At 44.2% G+C, this 16,423-nt stretch carries 18 protein-coding genes and 1 pseudogene; 17 read left to right on the top strand and 2 right to left on the bottom strand.

Annotation, left to right across the window (positions count from 1 at the left end):
• Positions 1 to 46: 46 nt before the first annotated feature.
• A complete protein-coding gene (locus J2T19_RS02160; protein WP_156395445.1) occupies positions 47 to 181 on the bottom strand; it encodes a Z-ring formation inhibitor MciZ in 135 nt (44 codons plus the stop codon).
• 140 nt (positions 182 to 321) lie between these two features.
• Between J2T19_RS02160 and J2T19_RS02165 the strand changes: the two genes are divergently transcribed.
• The 13 genes from J2T19_RS02165 to J2T19_RS02225 all read left to right on the top strand — a co-directional run bounded on the left by J2T19_RS02165 (position 322) and on the right by J2T19_RS02225 (position 10,956).
• Positions 322 to 906 (top strand): NUDIX hydrolase, encoded by a 585-nt coding sequence (locus J2T19_RS02165; protein ID WP_307212649.1) that lies wholly within the window; start codon positions 322 to 324, stop codon positions 904 to 906.
• Position 907: 1 nt separating this feature from the next.
• Positions 908 to 2,131, top strand: coding sequence for an endonuclease Q family protein (locus J2T19_RS02170; protein WP_307212651.1), 1,224 nt, complete (start codon positions 908 to 910; stop codon positions 2,129 to 2,131).
• 162 nt (positions 2,132 to 2,293) lie between these two features.
• Positions 2,294 to 2,923 (top strand): stage II sporulation protein M, encoded by a 630-nt coding sequence (spoIIM, locus tag J2T19_RS02175; RefSeq protein WP_056696594.1) that lies wholly within the window; start codon positions 2,294 to 2,296, stop codon positions 2,921 to 2,923.
• 108 nt (positions 2,924 to 3,031) lie between these two features.
• Entirely contained in the window at positions 3,032 to 3,499 is a 468-nt protein-coding gene (gene fur, locus J2T19_RS02180; protein ID WP_024630961.1) for a ferric iron uptake transcriptional regulator, read from the top strand.
• Between the two features lie 209 nt (positions 3,500 to 3,708).
• Complete coding sequence (locus J2T19_RS02185; protein WP_307212656.1) at positions 3,709 to 3,951, top strand: DUF4227 family protein; 243 nt, start codon at positions 3,709 to 3,711, stop codon at positions 3,949 to 3,951.
• 73 nt (positions 3,952 to 4,024) lie between these two features.
• Positions 4,025 to 4,915 carry a tyrosine recombinase gene (locus tag J2T19_RS02190; protein WP_307212659.1) on the top strand — a complete coding sequence of 297 codons (891 nt, stop codon included), beginning with the start codon at positions 4,025 to 4,027 and terminating at the stop codon, positions 4,913 to 4,915.
• A 175-nt stretch (positions 4,916 to 5,090) separates the two neighbouring features.
• Positions 5,091 to 5,915 (top strand): purine-nucleoside phosphorylase, encoded by an 825-nt coding sequence (locus J2T19_RS02195; protein ID WP_307212662.1) that lies wholly within the window; start codon positions 5,091 to 5,093, stop codon positions 5,913 to 5,915.
• Positions 5,916 to 6,216: 301 nt separating this feature from the next.
• On the top strand, positions 6,217 to 7,392 hold the full coding sequence (locus J2T19_RS02200) for a D-alanyl-D-alanine carboxypeptidase family protein (protein WP_370874771.1): 1,176 nt from the start codon (positions 6,217 to 6,219) through the stop codon (positions 7,390 to 7,392).
• Positions 7,393 to 7,534: 142 nt separating this feature from the next.
• Positions 7,535 to 7,888 (top strand): anti-sigma F factor antagonist, encoded by a 354-nt coding sequence (spoIIAA, locus tag J2T19_RS02205; RefSeq protein WP_036663380.1) that lies wholly within the window; start codon positions 7,535 to 7,537, stop codon positions 7,886 to 7,888.
• Entirely contained in the window at positions 7,885 to 8,340 is a 456-nt protein-coding gene (gene spoIIAB, locus J2T19_RS02210; RefSeq protein ID WP_056696603.1) for an anti-sigma F factor, read from the top strand. Before spoIIAA ends, spoIIAB begins: the two co-directional genes overlap by 4 nt.
• Positions 8,341 to 8,351: 11 nt before the next feature.
• The gene (gene sigF, locus J2T19_RS02215) at positions 8,352 to 9,107 is read left to right on the top strand and encodes an RNA polymerase sporulation sigma factor SigF (protein WP_056696605.1); all 756 of its coding nucleotides are present in this window, start codon (positions 8,352 to 8,354) and stop codon (positions 9,105 to 9,107) included.
• A 167-nt stretch (positions 9,108 to 9,274) separates the two neighbouring features.
• Positions 9,275 to 10,354, top strand: coding sequence for a hypothetical protein (locus tag J2T19_RS02220; RefSeq protein ID WP_307212667.1), 1,080 nt, complete (start codon positions 9,275 to 9,277; stop codon positions 10,352 to 10,354).
• A 152-nt stretch (positions 10,355 to 10,506) separates the two neighbouring features.
• Positions 10,507 to 10,956: a hypothetical protein gene (locus tag J2T19_RS02225; protein WP_307212670.1), complete on the top strand. Its 450-nt coding sequence runs from the start codon at positions 10,507 to 10,509 to the stop codon at positions 10,954 to 10,956.
• Between the two features lie 223 nt (positions 10,957 to 11,179).
• Here the strand turns inward: J2T19_RS02225 and J2T19_RS02230 are convergent.
• Positions 11,180 to 11,392 (bottom strand): annotated as a pseudogene (locus J2T19_RS02230) (EamA family transporter); the annotation flags it as partial.
• 767 nt (positions 11,393 to 12,159) lie between these two features.
• Here J2T19_RS02230 and J2T19_RS02235 point away from each other — a divergent pair.
• From J2T19_RS02235 to lysA, 4 genes are all read left to right on the top strand, one after another.
• On the top strand, positions 12,160 to 12,816 hold the full coding sequence (locus J2T19_RS02235; RefSeq protein WP_307212672.1) for a stage V sporulation protein AA: 657 nt from the start codon (positions 12,160 to 12,162) through the stop codon (positions 12,814 to 12,816).
• A complete protein-coding gene (locus J2T19_RS02240) occupies positions 12,803 to 13,225 on the top strand; it encodes a stage V sporulation protein AB (RefSeq protein ID WP_056696616.1) in 423 nt (140 codons plus the stop codon). The genes J2T19_RS02235 and J2T19_RS02240 overlap by 14 nt, the downstream gene beginning before the upstream one ends.
• Positions 13,226 to 13,251: 26 nt before the next feature.
• Complete coding sequence (locus J2T19_RS02245; RefSeq protein WP_307212679.1) at positions 13,252 to 14,919, top strand: spore germination protein; 1,668 nt, start codon at positions 13,252 to 13,254, stop codon at positions 14,917 to 14,919.
• Between the two features lie 101 nt (positions 14,920 to 15,020).
• Entirely contained in the window at positions 15,021 to 16,352 is a 1,332-nt protein-coding gene (lysA, locus tag J2T19_RS02250) for a diaminopimelate decarboxylase (RefSeq protein ID WP_307212681.1), read from the top strand.
• Positions 16,353 to 16,423 lie beyond the last annotated feature (71 nt).

Consider the following 16,423-nt stretch of genomic DNA (forward strand, 5'->3'; position numbering starts at 1 on the left):
GACTTTTTGCAAAATCATGTTATATTTCATGAACATGGACTAAAACTTATTTGCGGCCAGCGAGAAGGTCAGTTAGCTTGGCATCTGGACCCCATTCACGCAACCACTGTCTAAGGATAAGTTGTACTTGTTTTGCTTGTCCCACCAAATGCACGGATTGCGGCGTCAGATAACTGTTCATTGGTATCCCCCTGATTGATCATAATAGGCTAGCTTGCTCTATACGCTCACCATATGCCCAAAATCGAAGATTTATACATCCATATTGTTATGTGAACTACAGAGGACAAAATTAAAATCAAAGAAGCGGAGTTGACAACCATGAATCCTACGCATTCTAAACAACAAACACATCCAGCCAATCCTAAATTAGACGAAGAAACAGTATCAACACAGCCCATTTTTGAAGGGAAAGTGATTACACTTCAGGTGGATACGGTGAAGCTGCCCAATGGACAGACTGCAACCCGAGAGATCGTTCGCCATCCAGGAGCTGTAGCTGTGCTTGCATTGAATGGTGACCGGATGTTGGTCGTAGATCAATACCGGCAAGCTATGGGACGAACCGAAGTGGAGATTCCAGCAGGTAAGCTTGATCCAGGGGAAGAGCCAGAAGTGGCAGCGGCGCGTGAATTACGTGAAGAGACAGGATATGTGGCTAAGTCACTTCGTCTTGTGCGTTCTTTCTACACATCGCCTGGATTCGCAGATGAGATCATACATTTGTATATTGCTGAAGAGTTGGAAGCCGGGGATATGGCTCTGGATGAGGATGAGTTTCTAGAAGTGAGTGAAATCACGCTGGAAGAGGCCTACGCATTAATGGATCAAAATCGGATCAGTGATGCCAAAACGATGTTAGCTGTTTACGCATGGGATCTCTATAGAACAACGGGACGGCTGTAAGATGACGAAGTCTCAGCACGACGAACACAATCCATGGGAACCATGTTATGCAGACCTGCACATTCATATTGGCCGAACCTCCCGTGGTGAAGCTGTAAAGATTAGTGGAAGTCGGGATCTAACGTTTGAGAACATTGCTCGTGAGGCATCAGATCGCAAAGGTATCCAGTTACTTGGCGTTATTGACTGTCATTCTCCTGTTGTACAGATGGATATTGAGCAGTTACTGGAGGACGGCACGATGTCTGAGCTGGAAGGTGGAGGGATCGCTTACCAGGACACCACTATTTTGCTCGGTACAGAGATTGAACTGCGCGAGCCAGGCATGCGGGAATTTCATCTGCTTGCTTACTTCCGAGATTTAGCGTCAATGAAGTCTTTTACTGAATTTATGCAGCGATATATGAAAAATGTGAATCTGAGTTCACAGCGTGTATATGTGCCAACACTTGAAATACAGACGGAAATTAAGGCTCGTGGAGGACTTATTGTGCCTGCGCATGCATTTACCCCACATAAAGGTATCTATGGAAGTACAGCACCACGGATGGCTGATGTGCTTGATACAAGTCTTATTGATGCTGTTGAACTCGGATTAAGCTCAGACTCTACGATGGCAAGTTATATTCGGGAGCTGGATCACGTTCCTTTTCTGACGAATTCAGATGCCCATTCACTGGGTAAGATTGGTAGAGAATACAATGAGTTAACACTAGCGACGCCTTCTTTTGATGAATTTCAGATGGCATTGCAAAACGAGTGTGGCAGAGGCATAACAGCTAACTATGGTTTGAATCCTAGGCTTGGCAAGTATCATCGAACGTATTGTTCAGCATGTGGTCGTATCTTGGACGAACAGGCATTATCGGCAGAACGTTGTCCACATTGTGGAAGTACTAAGCTTGTTCAGGGCGTACTTGACCGAATTCTTGCGATAGCTGATCGAGATAATCCCGAGGTACCTGACAGTAGACCTGCTTATCATTATCAGGTGCCGTTAGAGTTTATTCCGGGTCTTGGAAAAGCGAAGCTACGTCAATTACTTGAACGATTTGGCACAGAGATGAATGTGCTACATCGTACGACCGAAGACGAACTTGCCACTGTTGTTGGCCCTGTAATGGCGTCTATGATCGTTGCAGCAAGGAATGGTCAGTTAGCTCTGTCATCTGGTGGGGGTGGAACTTATGGTAAAGTTGCTGGGAACGACCGTGTAGATCACTAATGAAGCTAAAAAATTTCACAGTAAAAAATGAATCAGCCTTCAATTGTATATAACACCTATTCTGGACAAGATGTCATACGTTCTCTTTCCGGTTCATAGAATGACTGTGTGGGTTTCATTCGAAATTCAGCAGTGTGACAACCGGAAAGGAGACTTGTATCTGTGCGATCTTCCACCTTTATATTCAAAGGTCAAACCTCGTTATATGTATTTGTGGCGGTTCTATTCCTGGTAGGTGTTATCTTTGGGGCGTTGATGGTTAATGCGTTGTCCCTAGAGCAGCGTCAGGATTTGGAAGGATACCTAGGAAACTTTTTCATGACAGTGCAGCATGGGGGACAGGTTGTAGAGACCGGCACCTACTGGGAAATTGCTATACTGCATCTGAAATGGGTCGGTCTGATCTGGATCCTTGGTTTGTCCGTGATAGGACTACCAGGCATACTCGTACTGGATTTTCTAAAAGGTGTGCTGATCGGATTTACTGTCGGATATCTTGTTGGACAATATTCATGGAAAGGGCTGCTGTTTGCACTCGTTTCCGTTGCTCCGCACAATTTATTCGTCATTCCCGTGCTATTAATATGCAGTGTATCTGCGATAACATTTTCCTTATATATCATTCGGAATCGGGTTCTGATGCAACGTACTCCCGGTGGTCAAAGACCTTTTGCATCGTATGTATTGTTAACTTTGGCTATGGCAGCACTGCTGCTCGGGGTAGCTTCTTTTGAAACTTGGGTCACACCCGCGATGATGCGTTGGGTCACGCCAATGTTACTACCTGCGTAGGTTCAGGCAGTAAAGTGTAAATTGTTGACTTTAATTATACACTCCCCCTATAATGAAAGAAGTGGGTTAAGTTGCAGTGTGCAGTGATTTCCTAGGGGGAGGGAGAAAATGGAAGCACGGATCGATAAAATTAAGCAGCAACTACAGTCCCAAGGATACAAATTAACGCCCCAGCGGGAAGCCACCGTAAGAGTACTTCTTGAGAATGAAGAAGATCATCTGAGCGCAGAAGATGTATTCATGCTCGTTAAAGAAAAGGCTCCCGAAATCGGTCTGGCAACCGTGTACCGTACCCTCGAACTACTAAGTGAGCTGCATGTTGTAGAGAAAATCAACTTCGGCGACGGCGTAGCCCGTTATGATTTGCGCGGAGATACGTCCAAGCATCATCATCATCACTTAATCTGTGTTCAATGTGGCAGTATGGATGAAATACGCGAAGACTGGCTTGGGCCGCTTGAAGAGCGACTGGAGCGAGAATTTAACTTTTCGGTGGTAGACCACCGATTGGATTTCCATGGGATTTGTTATCGTTGCAAAGCAAAAAATGACCAGAAACCCAAAGATGAAGAATAACATAGCATATCTTCAAGCTCTCACCGGCGGTTTTGACGGGAGAGCTTTTTTGGTACCGGATCTGATGTGAGCTTTACCCAATGTCATATTCTTGTGTTTGTCCTCATACCTTGTCTGTAGACGCTTCTCTGCCCATGATATGGTGCAGGGAATGAGGTTCCGGCTTCAGAGAATTGGAGCTAGGATCGAAACTAGGAGGCGGGCAAACGATGATTATATCACTACGGAGAGGGCTCCGTTTTATTCGGTTTATCATCTTTTTTTCAGCATTAGTTTATTTGTTCTATAATGTTCTGGATCTGTTCAACGGTTGGATCTCACCTGTAGATCAGTATCAGATTCCTTCAGGTAATGCGGTCAAAGTATTTCAGGAAACGGAGTGGACAGTTCATGGGGAAGGGCGACCTTCGCTTGCCGAACGGCTACGTTTGTTTTACTGGTATGGAGAGTAGTTGGAGCTTCTAGGAATGCAAATACGGTAACAGGCTGCACGCGGGGCAGTTCTGGAGATGAGGAGCGTTGTACATGAAACAGACAATACACGCCTATGCCATTTACTTAGAAGAAGACAAAGGGATGTCAAGCAGCACACTGGAGTCGTATCTTCGCGATGTGGACAAGTTCATCGAATTTGCAGAGAAAGAATATGATATACGTGATGCCGGTCAGGTGCGACGTACGCACGTTATTTTATTTGTAGGTAAGTTAAAGCAATCCGGACGCGCTAATGCTACGATTGCTCGGAGTATAGTATCCTTACGTTCCTACTTTCATTTTCTAATGCGCAGGGGGGATATCCTTCAAGACCCTACATTTGATGTGGAGGCTCCTAAGGCAGATAAAACCCCACCTCAAGTATTAAGCATCGATGAAATTGAGTTGCTACTTAATGCACCGGATACGCGTTCACCCCAAGGAATTCGGGATCGTGCGATGCTGGAATTATTGTATGCCACAGGTATACGTGTCTCAGAATTGATTGCACTGGATGTCCGAGATGTTCAGCCGAGTATGAAGTTTATTCGTTGCGGCGGGGCAGGGAAAGAACGGATTCTTCCGATCGGTGCTCCTGCAGCCCATTGGATCGATGTGTATCTGGATGAGAAACGTAGCCGATTGCTCAAAGCAAGTTCGGACGAGCAGGCACTCTTTGTCAATGTCTCAGGGAGACGTCTGACACGCCAAGGATTCTGGAAATTACTCAAAAAAGCTGCGGTGGATGCAGGAATCCCGGGCGAAATTACGCCACATACGTTAAGACATTCGTTCGCTGCTCACCTTATTGCTAGCGGAGCCGACACAAGAGCCGTTCAGGACATGTTAGGTCATGTTGAACAGCCAGGTCAGCAGTATGGTAATCATGGTCGTAAAACGATGAAGGAAATCTACGAAACACATCATCCACGGGCTAAATAGGTTGGACGTGAAATGTTTTTGCAAAAAAATGCAGAACATGTTGCCTATTTAGGATAGAATAAATTGAATACACTAAACGCCGTATACATAAGCATATGCTTCCGTCTAGTGGGACTAGCCTGGAGCTGATCTGCATACATGAACGGATCGTTTCAACTCAAGGAGGAACATCGTAATGACAGCATTAAATCAACAAATGATTTTGGAAGCAGCATCTTATATTCAAAGCAAAAGCTCGGTTAAGCCTGAAGTAGGTTTGATTCTTGGTTCAGGTCTTGGCATTTTGGCTGAACTCATTGAAGATGGTGTGAGTATCGCTTATCAAGACATCCCCCATTTCCCTGTATCTACGGTAGAAGGACATGAGGGTGAATTGCTGGTTGGAACAATTAAAGGTCGTCCTGTTGTCATGATGAAAGGACGTTTCCATATGTATGAGGGCTATGGCCCTGAGCTTACCGCTTTTCCGGTACGTGTCATGAAAGAACTTGGAGTTACATCGGTCCTTGTAACGAACGCAGCAGGTGGAGTGAACACATCGTACGAACCAGGTGACTTGATGTTGATCTCCGACCATTTGAATCTTACAGGCAAAAATCCACTCATCGGTCCGAATGATCCAGCACTGGGTGTACGATTCCCGGATCTGTCCGAAGCTTATAGCCGCCGCTTGCGTGCGCTGGCTAAAGATACTGCAGCATCCCAAGGGTTCAATGTACGTGAGGGTGTCTATGCAGGTCTGCTTGGTCCAAACTATGAGACACCAGCTGAGATTGTTATGCTCCGTACTCTGGGTGCAGATGCTGTTGGTATGTCCACAGTGTCCGAAGTCATTGTGGCTCGCCATGCAGGTTTGGAAGTACTCGGTATCTCTTGTATCAGCAACATGGCAGCAGGTATTCTGGATCAGCCTCTCTCCCATGATGAGGTTATGGAGACAACAGAGCGGGTACGTGAGTCCTTCCTCGCGCTGGTTGTAGCCGTTATTCCACAAATGTAACAGATTATAGAGCCAAGTTAGTAATCTAACGATATAACTGGTCTTAGAAAGACGAGAAAGATAGTTCCTTCCCAGACATACAGCTCTATAGGATACTATTGCAATTGAAGAGACATGCCTCTATCACATTCAGTGAGCAGGGGCATGTTTTTTTGCGTTTCTGTTCGACGATACAATTTACAAAAAAAAGTTTCGGGAAATCATGCTTTACATGGAATAATTTACTGTAAACGAGCCGACAATGATTAGCAGTACATGCATGGTAATGCATTAAGCAAGTCATTTGAGGAGGTTACCGATCGTGAAGAAACGTATATTGGCATCGTTCATGACCCTTTGTATTTTGCTGTCTCTGATGGCATCCACAGCACTTGCTGAAGAAAAACCTACCCCAACAGGTGGAACGGATTTGGCACCTTCAGCACGTTCAGCAATATTGATGGATGCAGACACAGGAACTGTGATCTACGAGAAAAACAGTCATGATCAACTGCCTCCGGCAAGTATTACGAAGATTATGACCATGCTTTTAACGATTGAAGCGATTGATTCAGGTAAGTTGAAGCTGACCGACAAAGTGAGAACAAGTGAGTATGCTGCTTCTATGGGTGGATCACAGATCTTCCTTGAACCCGGTGAAGAGATGACGGTAGACGACATGCTCAAAGGGATCGCTATGGCCTCAGGAAATGATGCATCTGTCGCTATGGCTGAGAAGATTGCGGGCTCTGAGGAAGCTTTTGTACAGATGATGAACGAACGTGCGAAAGAGCTGGGCATGAAGGATACCAATTTTGCCAATTGTAATGGGCTCCCGGTTGATAATCATTATTCGTCGGCACATGATATTGCGCTCATGAGTCGGGAATTATTGAAACATTCGGGCATTACCAAATATACGGGCGCATATCAAGACTACCTCCGGAAAGATACAGAAAAGCCTTTCTGGTTGGTCAATACCAATAAGCTCGTTCGTTTCTACACAGGTGCAGATGGTTTGAAAACAGGTTACACTTCGGAAGCGAAATTTTGTTTATCAGCAACAGCGATGAAGGATGGATTGCGTACAGTTGCTGTTGTGCTGGGAGAACCAAACACGAAAACACGTAATGCTGAGGTTTCCTCCATGTTTGACTATGCCTTTAGTCAATACACGATGAAACCTTTATACAAAGCAGGCGATCTGCTCGGTAGCCTGAAAGTTGAAAAAGGCGAAGTTGCTGAATTGCCACTGAACGCTACGCAAAATTATAGTGTGCTCATGCGCAAAGGTGCCAAGTCGAACGATATTCGACATGAATTGTTGATGACAAAAGAATTAAAAGCGCCGATTAAAGCAGGTCAAAGTGTAGGTAAGCTGGTGGTTTATCAGGGTGATGAGGTTATTAAGGAGTTCGACATTCAGGCTCCTCAGGATGTAAACAAAGCCGGCTGGTGGAAGCTATTCAAACGCACCACTTCCAATCTTTTTGATTAAGCGTCAATTTACGTGTGCTACCTGCATCCTTGAACGTATTTTGTAGTTAATTAGGGGTTTTCTTCTAGTTTTGTCGGGGTGCAGGAAATGTTTTGGGCAACGTAGAAATCCTTGTTCATGACAGGGAGGAGAGTGAGCAAACGTGAACTTGCATGTGGAAATGGAACATCACCGTGGGATTCTGATTGTGCGACTATCGGGAGAACTGGATCATCACACTGCGGATATGGTACGGATGCAGATGGATGAAGCGATCCAGCGGAGACAATGCGAGCACTTGGTGCTCAGCCTGAAGGATCTGCAATTTATGGACAGCTCAGGCTTGGGTGTCATTTTGGGAAGATATAAACTCATTAAGAATAAAGGCGGTAAGATGGTTGTATGTGATGTTAATCCGCCAGTGTACCGTTTGCTGGAGATGTCGGGTTTGTTCAAGATTATGCCGATTTACGAAAATGAGGGAACTGCTCTCTCGGGTCTGGAGGTCGTCTCATGAATGAAGGAACAGGGAGAAATTTCATGAATCTGCAATTCGCGGCCAAGTCGGAGAACGAATCGTTCGCGCGTGTAACGGTTGCAGCCTTTATCTCGCAGCTTGATCCTACAATGGACGAGCTCAGCGATCTGAAGACAGTTATTTCCGAAGCGGTAACCAACAGCATTATTCATGGGTATAACAATAACCCAGAAGGGGTTGTATCCATTCAGGCGGAAATTCGTGAAGACATGATTACGATCATCGTGGAAGATCGTGGCGAAGGTATTGAAGATCTGGAGCTTGCCAAGCAGCCGCTATATACATCCAAACCCGAACTTGAGCGCTCGGGCATGGGCTTTACCATTATGGAAAACTTCATGGATGAATTCGAAGTCAGCAGTGAGCCCGGCAGAGGCACCTCCATCAAGATGAAGAAAAGGATTGAATCCAAGAAAGCATTGTATAATTAGGGGTTGGTCTTATGGATGCTGAAGTGAAACCATCTTCACAGACCTATTTGGATGATGCCGAGGTCAAACGATTGATTGCGCTCAGTCAATCGGGTGACCATGATGCCCGAGACACACTGGTAAACTGCAACATCAGACTTGTCTGGTCTGTCGTACAGCGTTTTATGAACAGAGGTTATGAACCAGAGGATCTGTTCCAAATCGGCTGTATCGGACTGCTCAAGTCGGTGGACAAATTCGATCTCAGCTATGATGTGAAATTTTCGACCTATGCTGTACCGATGATAATCGGAGAAATCCAGCGTTTCCTACGTGACGACGGCACATTAAAGGTCAGTCGCTCACTTAAGGAGATGGCGAATAAAGTTCGCAAAAAAAGAGATGAATTGTCCAAACATCTTGATCGTCTGCCAACGATTAAGGAAGTGGCTGAACAACTGGGGGTGACTCCAGAGGAAGTTGTATTTGCTCAAGAAGCCAATAAACCTCCAACGTCGATCCATGAGACGGTGTTTGAGAACGATGGTGATCCAATTACACTAATGGATCAGATTGCTGACGAGTCGCAGGAGCGTTGGTTTGATAAATTGGCATTGAACGAAGCCATCGGTGGCCTGAGTGAACGAGAACGGCTAATCGTATACCTTCGTTATTACCGTGATCAGACACAATCTGAGGTCGCCAGCAGACTTGGAATATCACAGGTTCAGGTATCCCGGCTGGAGAAAAAGATCCTGCAATCCATCCGCGATCAGATCGCACAGTGATTGGTGTTTGGATGGAGACATGGTGATGTGAAACGTGTTTTATCACCAATATACGACAACTAACAACCTTCTTTCGCGCTTTAATTTGCGAAGAAGGTTATTTGTCGTTGATAAGGTTGTTTTATTATCATTTTTGTCATATAATTACATGTAAAATTTATGAAGTAGTGGTAAATGTGAAGGTTCTAAAACAGTGTCTTTTTCTATTCTTAGCAGTTATTCTAGTAATTACACCAATTTCTTCTGTTTCTGCAAATGATACAGCACAAGATGATATCTATCCTGCAGATTCTAGAGAAGAGAACATCAAGAATCTTATGACTGAAAGAGCGATGTTACAACTTAAATTAAATGATCTTCAGGAGAATAATAACAACGATAGCAATACTACTGAACTTTCTATTCCAAGTGACCTAAAGATAATTAAAGAGTATAAGGAATTAAGCACTAAAATCCAACAGATCGATAATCAACTTTACGACTTAGGTGTAAGAGATTTATCTGAGGATGAGTTAGCTGAGAAATTAAAGTTGTCAGATGAAGGTGCATTGGCAGTGGTTCCAGGTGGTTATAGCAATGTTAGCTGGCGAACCTATAGATCAATTTGGGTAAAAAATTCAGTAAGATATGAAGTTCAACATATCGTTGCAAGCCCAGCAGGAACAGCTTCAAGTAGTATAAGTCAAAGTGGAACAGTTGTACAAACAACGAATGGGGGAATTAGAGCTGCTGGAACAGGTCTTTTAAAAACTACAGCGAAAGAAGGAGCTAGTTTAATTCCTGGCGTAGATATAGGAATAACGATATATGATGCTTTAAAACAAGCTTTAACAGATTTTAGTAGTACAACTGAGGTAACTAATATCACTTCAAGTTATAACTGGGATTACAACATGAACGTAGACTTTATGTACGTAAAGAAAGAAGGACAATCTGACATTTCTCAAGTTTTATCTTTCAGGTCTTCAGAAGTATTCGGTGCCGCTTCGTGGAGTATAAGAAACGTAGGGTATAAAAAGGGTACGAATATTGTGACTTCATCTAATTTCATAACAGATAGTAGACGGTACCACTATACTCCTTCGAATCATGGAATTGGTTCAAACGCAGTTACAGCATATTTAAACCCTGGATCAGCCAGTACGGCTTTTGTAAGTAATGTAGATTTCACTGGCATTGATGGGAAGGTTTTTAAATCAGTATCTTTACCTCGATTTAGTTTTCCTTCTCAAATTCAGGATAAATAATTTAGAAATTTATTTTGAACATTCCTAGCATAACATAACAACTGCATGTCGAAAGGGCGATGTTCATGAAAAGAAGAATTATTTTAGGTTGTGTAGCATTAGTACTAGTCTTCATGGTCCTGTTTGTATGGTTGTATCCATTCCCTCAAAAAATGAACAGGCAGAGTGATGTTGTCGTTTTAAACGAAGACCATGTTGTACTTGGGAACACGACGTTAGTTATGGAGGGTATTGTACACCGACCTTTATTCAGAGAGCATTACTTTGAGGGGAAGATCGAGCTTTCGGATCTGGATTTCACCAGAGAATACAGAATGTTTCCGCTCTACCCGGTTCAAGAAGGTAATATTTTCAGTTCATTCATAACGTATTCTGGTTCATCGCAACAATTGGAGAGTGTGACGGGTGTTATGTTTCACGATGAGTCATTCTCGAAATTAAACTTATTTCTGAAAGAAGCCCCTTACAAAGGAACGACACATAATTTGATTCAGATTGTTTCTCCAGCTTCTGATTTCATGACTGCCGAGAAGATTGTGAACGAATTAAAACTAGGTTTTCCAGATATGCCGGATGCCAAGAAATTACTTCCTCCGCAATGAGATTACGAAATTACGTGTTAAATTAAAACAGGCGATAGAATTTGTATCGCCTGTTTATCATGGTGAACTTGGTAATACTATATTCTATAGTGCCAATATGGTGATATTAATGCAGGTAACTTCTGTTCATCATCCTTTTGTTCAATAGTTTATAGATTTGGTGAGAAAGTAAGGTTTGTAGACAGCAATCTTTCGAGCCTTCAAAAGTTAGCATATTGGAAGTTTATGCAGGGTGGTCGAGAGGTGCTTTATTCATTTGCATCAAAATTACAAGGGTAATAATACATGCCGTGCCTATCCATTGAAATAGTCCTAAGGGTTCCTGAAGCCAAATGACCGTTGTAGCAACTGCGGCAAGTGGTTCTGCACTTCCCAGTTAACTGGTTTCCTTAGAAGAGAGACTTTGCAAACTTTCGACGTAAAACCAGAAAGCGAGATTTATAAGTAGCATTCTAAAATCCGTCGCCGATAAGGTGACTTTTTTTATTTTTAGCCTGTGTCTCCTCCTCAGACAATTCCTTTCAGGCCTTCGAAAAGAGGGACAGCGGAGGAGCGGAGCGCGAAGGTTTTACTCTGATACACAAGCAGTGGAAGTGGCAGGAAAAACCTGAAGAAGCGAAGCGCTCGCCTTTGTCTCCGAATTTCTAACCGATTAGAAATACAATGATAAGAATTTGGAGACAACAGCGACCGAAAGGTTGGTCTGCCACTGGAACGCCCGCGATTATCTCATCCAGCCTTCTCAGAACAGCGATCAGCATTTACTCATCTCTCAACGCAACGCATTCCATATGATTTCCACCTACCACCTCCCAGCAAATTTCTTTCAAGCGTTTGGATAAAGGGGAGCTGATGCAGCGGAGGGATGGAATTGGTTAGAGGAGCGGAGTGTGAAGGTTTGATTTTGATACACAAGCAGTGGAGGTGGCAGAAAAAACCTGAAGAAGCGAAGCGCTCGCCTTTGTCTCCGAATTTCTAACCGATTAGAAATACATGATAAGAATTTGGAGACAACAGCGATCGGAAGGTTGGTCTGCCACAGGAACGCCCGCGTGTATCTCATTTATCCTTCGCCATAACAGCGACCGGCAACCAATCAATCCCGCATCTCTGCCAAACTCCCAATCTTTTTCCAACCCCATGTAATAAATTTGCACATTCTTCAAATACTAACCTAAATTACGCAGTAAAGGAGTGTTTCGGATGTCCCTGACACCCACTCCAACGGTCTACATTCGTTTGCGCAGCCGAGTCCGTATCCAACGGGGAAAAGAAGTCAGGCTTCGGGATATTGCCCATGTGCTGACCTCTTCAGAAGAACAGGAGCGAAGGCTGATTGAGCTTGAACTGCTGCGCCCTGGACCGGAAGATGGCAATCTGATTCTCATTGATATTCTGCAGATTATTCCCCAGATCCGAGGTGTGCTTCCCGATGTCAGTGTCGAGTTAATCGGCTCCGGACATACGCTAGTTGAAGTTGTCGAGGGAAATGGCAAACCGTCCAAATCGTTGTTTATTCTGGTATGGCTGCTGCTTTTTTTTGGCTCAGCTTTAACTATTATGAATTTTCACGCGGACGTGAGTATGCAGGAAGTTCAAATTCGAATTGTGGAGATGATTACAGGTCGCCGAGATGAGCATCCCTATCTATTTCAGGTGGCATATTCCATCGGGATTGGATTTGGTATGGCGGTGTTCTTCAATCATTTATTCAAGAAGAAGTGGAATGAAGAACCGACACCTCTTGAAGTTGAAATGTTTTTATATCAGCAAAATGTCGACCAGTATGTCGTTATTCAGGAAAACGAGCGTATGCATGACCAAGAACGTGGGGAGATGAGTACAGATGAGCGTTCTTAATGGAGCGATCAGCATCGTACTCGGCATTGCTGGAGGAATCGCAGTAGGAAGTGGCGTGATTGCGCTTATCTTAGTACTAGATATGATTCCACGGCTGGCTCAATTGACCCAGTCCTATGACAAAACACATTGGTATGAAGGTGCACTCATCGGAGGCTCGTTAGTAGGTACGGTTGCGGATTTCTGGCACTGGAAAGTACATGGGGTGCTGTTACTTAGTCCAATCATTGGGCTGTTCTGCGGGGTGTTTATCGGTTTGCTTGCGGCCGCACTGACAGAAGTGCTAAACGTATTGCCTGTACTTGCCAAAAGGCTAGGAATGAAGCCGTATCTTTTTGGATTGCTGCTTGCCATGATTCTGGGTAAGATGACGGGTTCGTTATTCGATTTTTTTGTATACCAGCGTTAGAGAGCAATGGTTGAAGGAGGATGGACATGGATGTGAGATCAGATCACGGTGACCAGGAGCATGGTGAGGGAGTACCCGAAGAGTTATTGAATAAGTCACCGTATGAAATTCAGAAGGAAGAAGAAGAGAAGGCTTATCAAGAGAAAAAACAAAATGAGATGTCTGACAGCGTCGAAGAATCTGTGCATTACTGGCAGGAAAACGATGAGATCTCTCCACGCATGAGCGACAATAAAAATACATTGAAACAGATTTTAGGGCTCGGAGAATCCTTCGACGTAGATCTGCGGGAAATGGTTCTGGGAGGCAAGCATGTTGGAATATTGCTGTTAACCGGGTTTGCCAAAGATGAAATTTTGCTTGAAGTGTTAAAAAGATTAACCTATCTCACTCCGGATCAAGTGTCGGAACATGCGCTGAAATCTTACTTTGAATGCTACATTCCTCATATTCAGGTGGAAAAAGTAGATAGCATGAGCGCTGTAATTAAAAAGGTTCTTATGGGTATGAGTGCGATGTTTGTTGAAGGAGATCGCTCCGTCCTTATTATGGACACACGGAGTTACCCGGTTCGATCACCTGAAGAACCTTCTTTAGAGCGGGTGGTAAGGGGATCGAGAGACGGATTTACAGAGACACTTTTGACCAATGTGGCCTTAGTTCGACGTAGAATCCGCGACCCTGGATTGAAATTTGAGATTATGCAAGTTGGTCGCAGAACGCAGACGGATGTATGTGTAGTCTACATTGATGATATCGTGGATAAGGTTCAAGTGGATTCTGTTCGTGAAAAAATAAAACGGGTCGATATCGATGGCATTCCCGCTGCCGATAAGCAGTTGGAGGAAGCGATTATCAACAAAGGGTGGAACCCATTTCCACTCGTCCGATATTCGGAAAGACCTGATGTTACAGCATCTCATCTACTTGAGGGTAGAGTCGTTATTTTTGTAGATACCTCACCAAGTGTGATGATCTTGCCAACGACCTTTTTTGATCTCTGCGAGCATGCGGAAGAAAATAGGCAAACGGCTTTCATGGGAACCTACCTACGTTGGGTAAGGTTCGCAGGTATTCTAATCTCGTTGTTTGTGCTTCCGTTGTGGCTTCTCATGGTGATTGATCCTGCCATTAAACCGATGGGGTTTGATTTTATCGGCCCACAGGAGAATGTTAAACTTCCACTTATTCTTCAGTTTCTGTTGATAGAACTCGGTGTCGATCTCTTACGGATGGCAGCGGTGCATACACCTACACCACTTGCCTCGGCGATGGGTTTAATAGCAGCTATACTCGTCGGGGATATTGCCGTCAAAACAGGATATTTCGTTAACGAGGTTGTGCTCTACATGGCTATTGCTGCGATAGGGATGTTTGCAACGCCGAGTTATGAACTTGGACTAGCCAACAGGCTGGTACGACTGTTCCTTCTGATTGCGGTGGCTATTTTCAAAGTACCCGGATTCGTGATTGGTACCACCTTATTGGTCATTGCGCTGACAATCCATCGTTCCTACAATTCATCTTATCTGTGGCCGTTCATACCGTTTAATGCAAAGGCGCTTGGTAACTTTTTATTCCGGTTGCCATTGCTTGAAAATAAAAAACGTCCATCGTTCAACAAAACTCGTGATAATACCAAAATGCCTGATGATCCAGACGGAGAATCACGAAAAAGTAAAAAACACAAATGATCTGCTGAAAAATCCATTCTTCTTGATGCCTAATTTGGTATACTGGTGTAAAATCATTGGAATAGATAAAATTCCAGTATATAAAGTGAGGAATGCAGATTATGTATTTACATGGTACAAGTAAAATAAATGCTCAAGGACATCTAGAAATTGGCGGAGTAGACGCAACAGATTTGAAAGAACAGTTTGGTACACCGCTGTATGTGGTGGACGAGCAATTAGTGCGTGATCGTTGTAGAGAGTATATGGATGCATTCCGCGCTTCGGGTCTGGGCTTCCAAGTGGCTTACGCAAGTAAAGCATTCTGCGTAATGGCGATGTGTGCTTTGGCTGCAGAAGAAGGACTTTCACTAGACGTTGTATCTGATGGTGAGCTGTTCACAGCATTGCAAGCAGGATTCCCTGCTGAACGTATTCACTTCCACGGCAACAACAAAACGCTGGAAGAAATCGAGATGGCACTGGATGCAGAGATCGGTTGCTTCGTAGTGGATAACTTTAATGAACTGCACTTGTTGCAAGCTGTGGCTGCGGACAAAAACCGCAAAGTTAACATCTTGCTGCGCGTAACGCCTGGTGTTGAGGCGCATACACATGAATATATTTCCACAGGTCAGACTGACTCGAAATTCGGTTTCGATATCGGTAACGGAACAGCGTTCGAAGCAATCGAACTAGCTTCCAAACAACCAAACCTGGTTCTACTTGGTGTTCACTCTCACATTGGTTCCCAAATCTTCGAGGTTGAAGGATTCCAGATGGCTGTTCAGCGTGTTGCTGAATTCGCGGCAAGTGTGTATGAGCGTCTAAATGTTGCATTCAAAGTGGTTAACCTTGGCGGAGGATTCGGAATCCGTTATATCGATGGAGATACACCGCTTGAAGTTTCACAATACGTGAAGGCTATTACAGATGCGGTTAAAAATCACTTTGCTACCATTGGCTATGCTGTACCTGAGATCTGGGTTGAGCCAGGTCGCAGTATCGTTGGTGAAGCTGGAACTACACTATACACAGTGGGTACGAGCAAAGACATCCCAGGCGTACGTAAATACGTTGCTGTAGATGGTGGTATGACGGATAACCCACGTCCTGCACTTTATGAGTCCAAGTATGAAGCAGTGCTTGCAAACCGTGCTAACGAAGCAGCTCAAGAGACTGTTTCCGTTGCCGGTAAATGCTGCGAGAGTGGCGACATGTTGATCTGGGATTTGGAATTGCCAAAAGTACAAAGCGGTGACTTGCTTGCCGTAGCGTGCACAGGGGCATATAACTATTCCATGGCGAGTAACTACAACCGGATTCGTCGTCCGGCGGTTGTATTTGTCAAAGACGGTCAAGGTGATGTAGTCGTTCGTCGTGAGACATATCAGGACATCATTCAGAATGATTTGGTACCTGAGCGCATCGCTAAACAGCCAGTAACTCGCTAATCTTAATAGATGCGTGGGTGGCATGTGTAATTGCATTGTAAATCAATAACGCATTTAGGAAGAAGGCAAAG

The sequence above is a fragment of the Paenibacillus tundrae genome (assembly GCF_030812775.1).
In the GTDB taxonomy this organism is placed as follows: domain Bacteria; phylum Bacillota; class Bacilli; order Paenibacillales; family Paenibacillaceae; genus Paenibacillus; species Paenibacillus tundrae_A.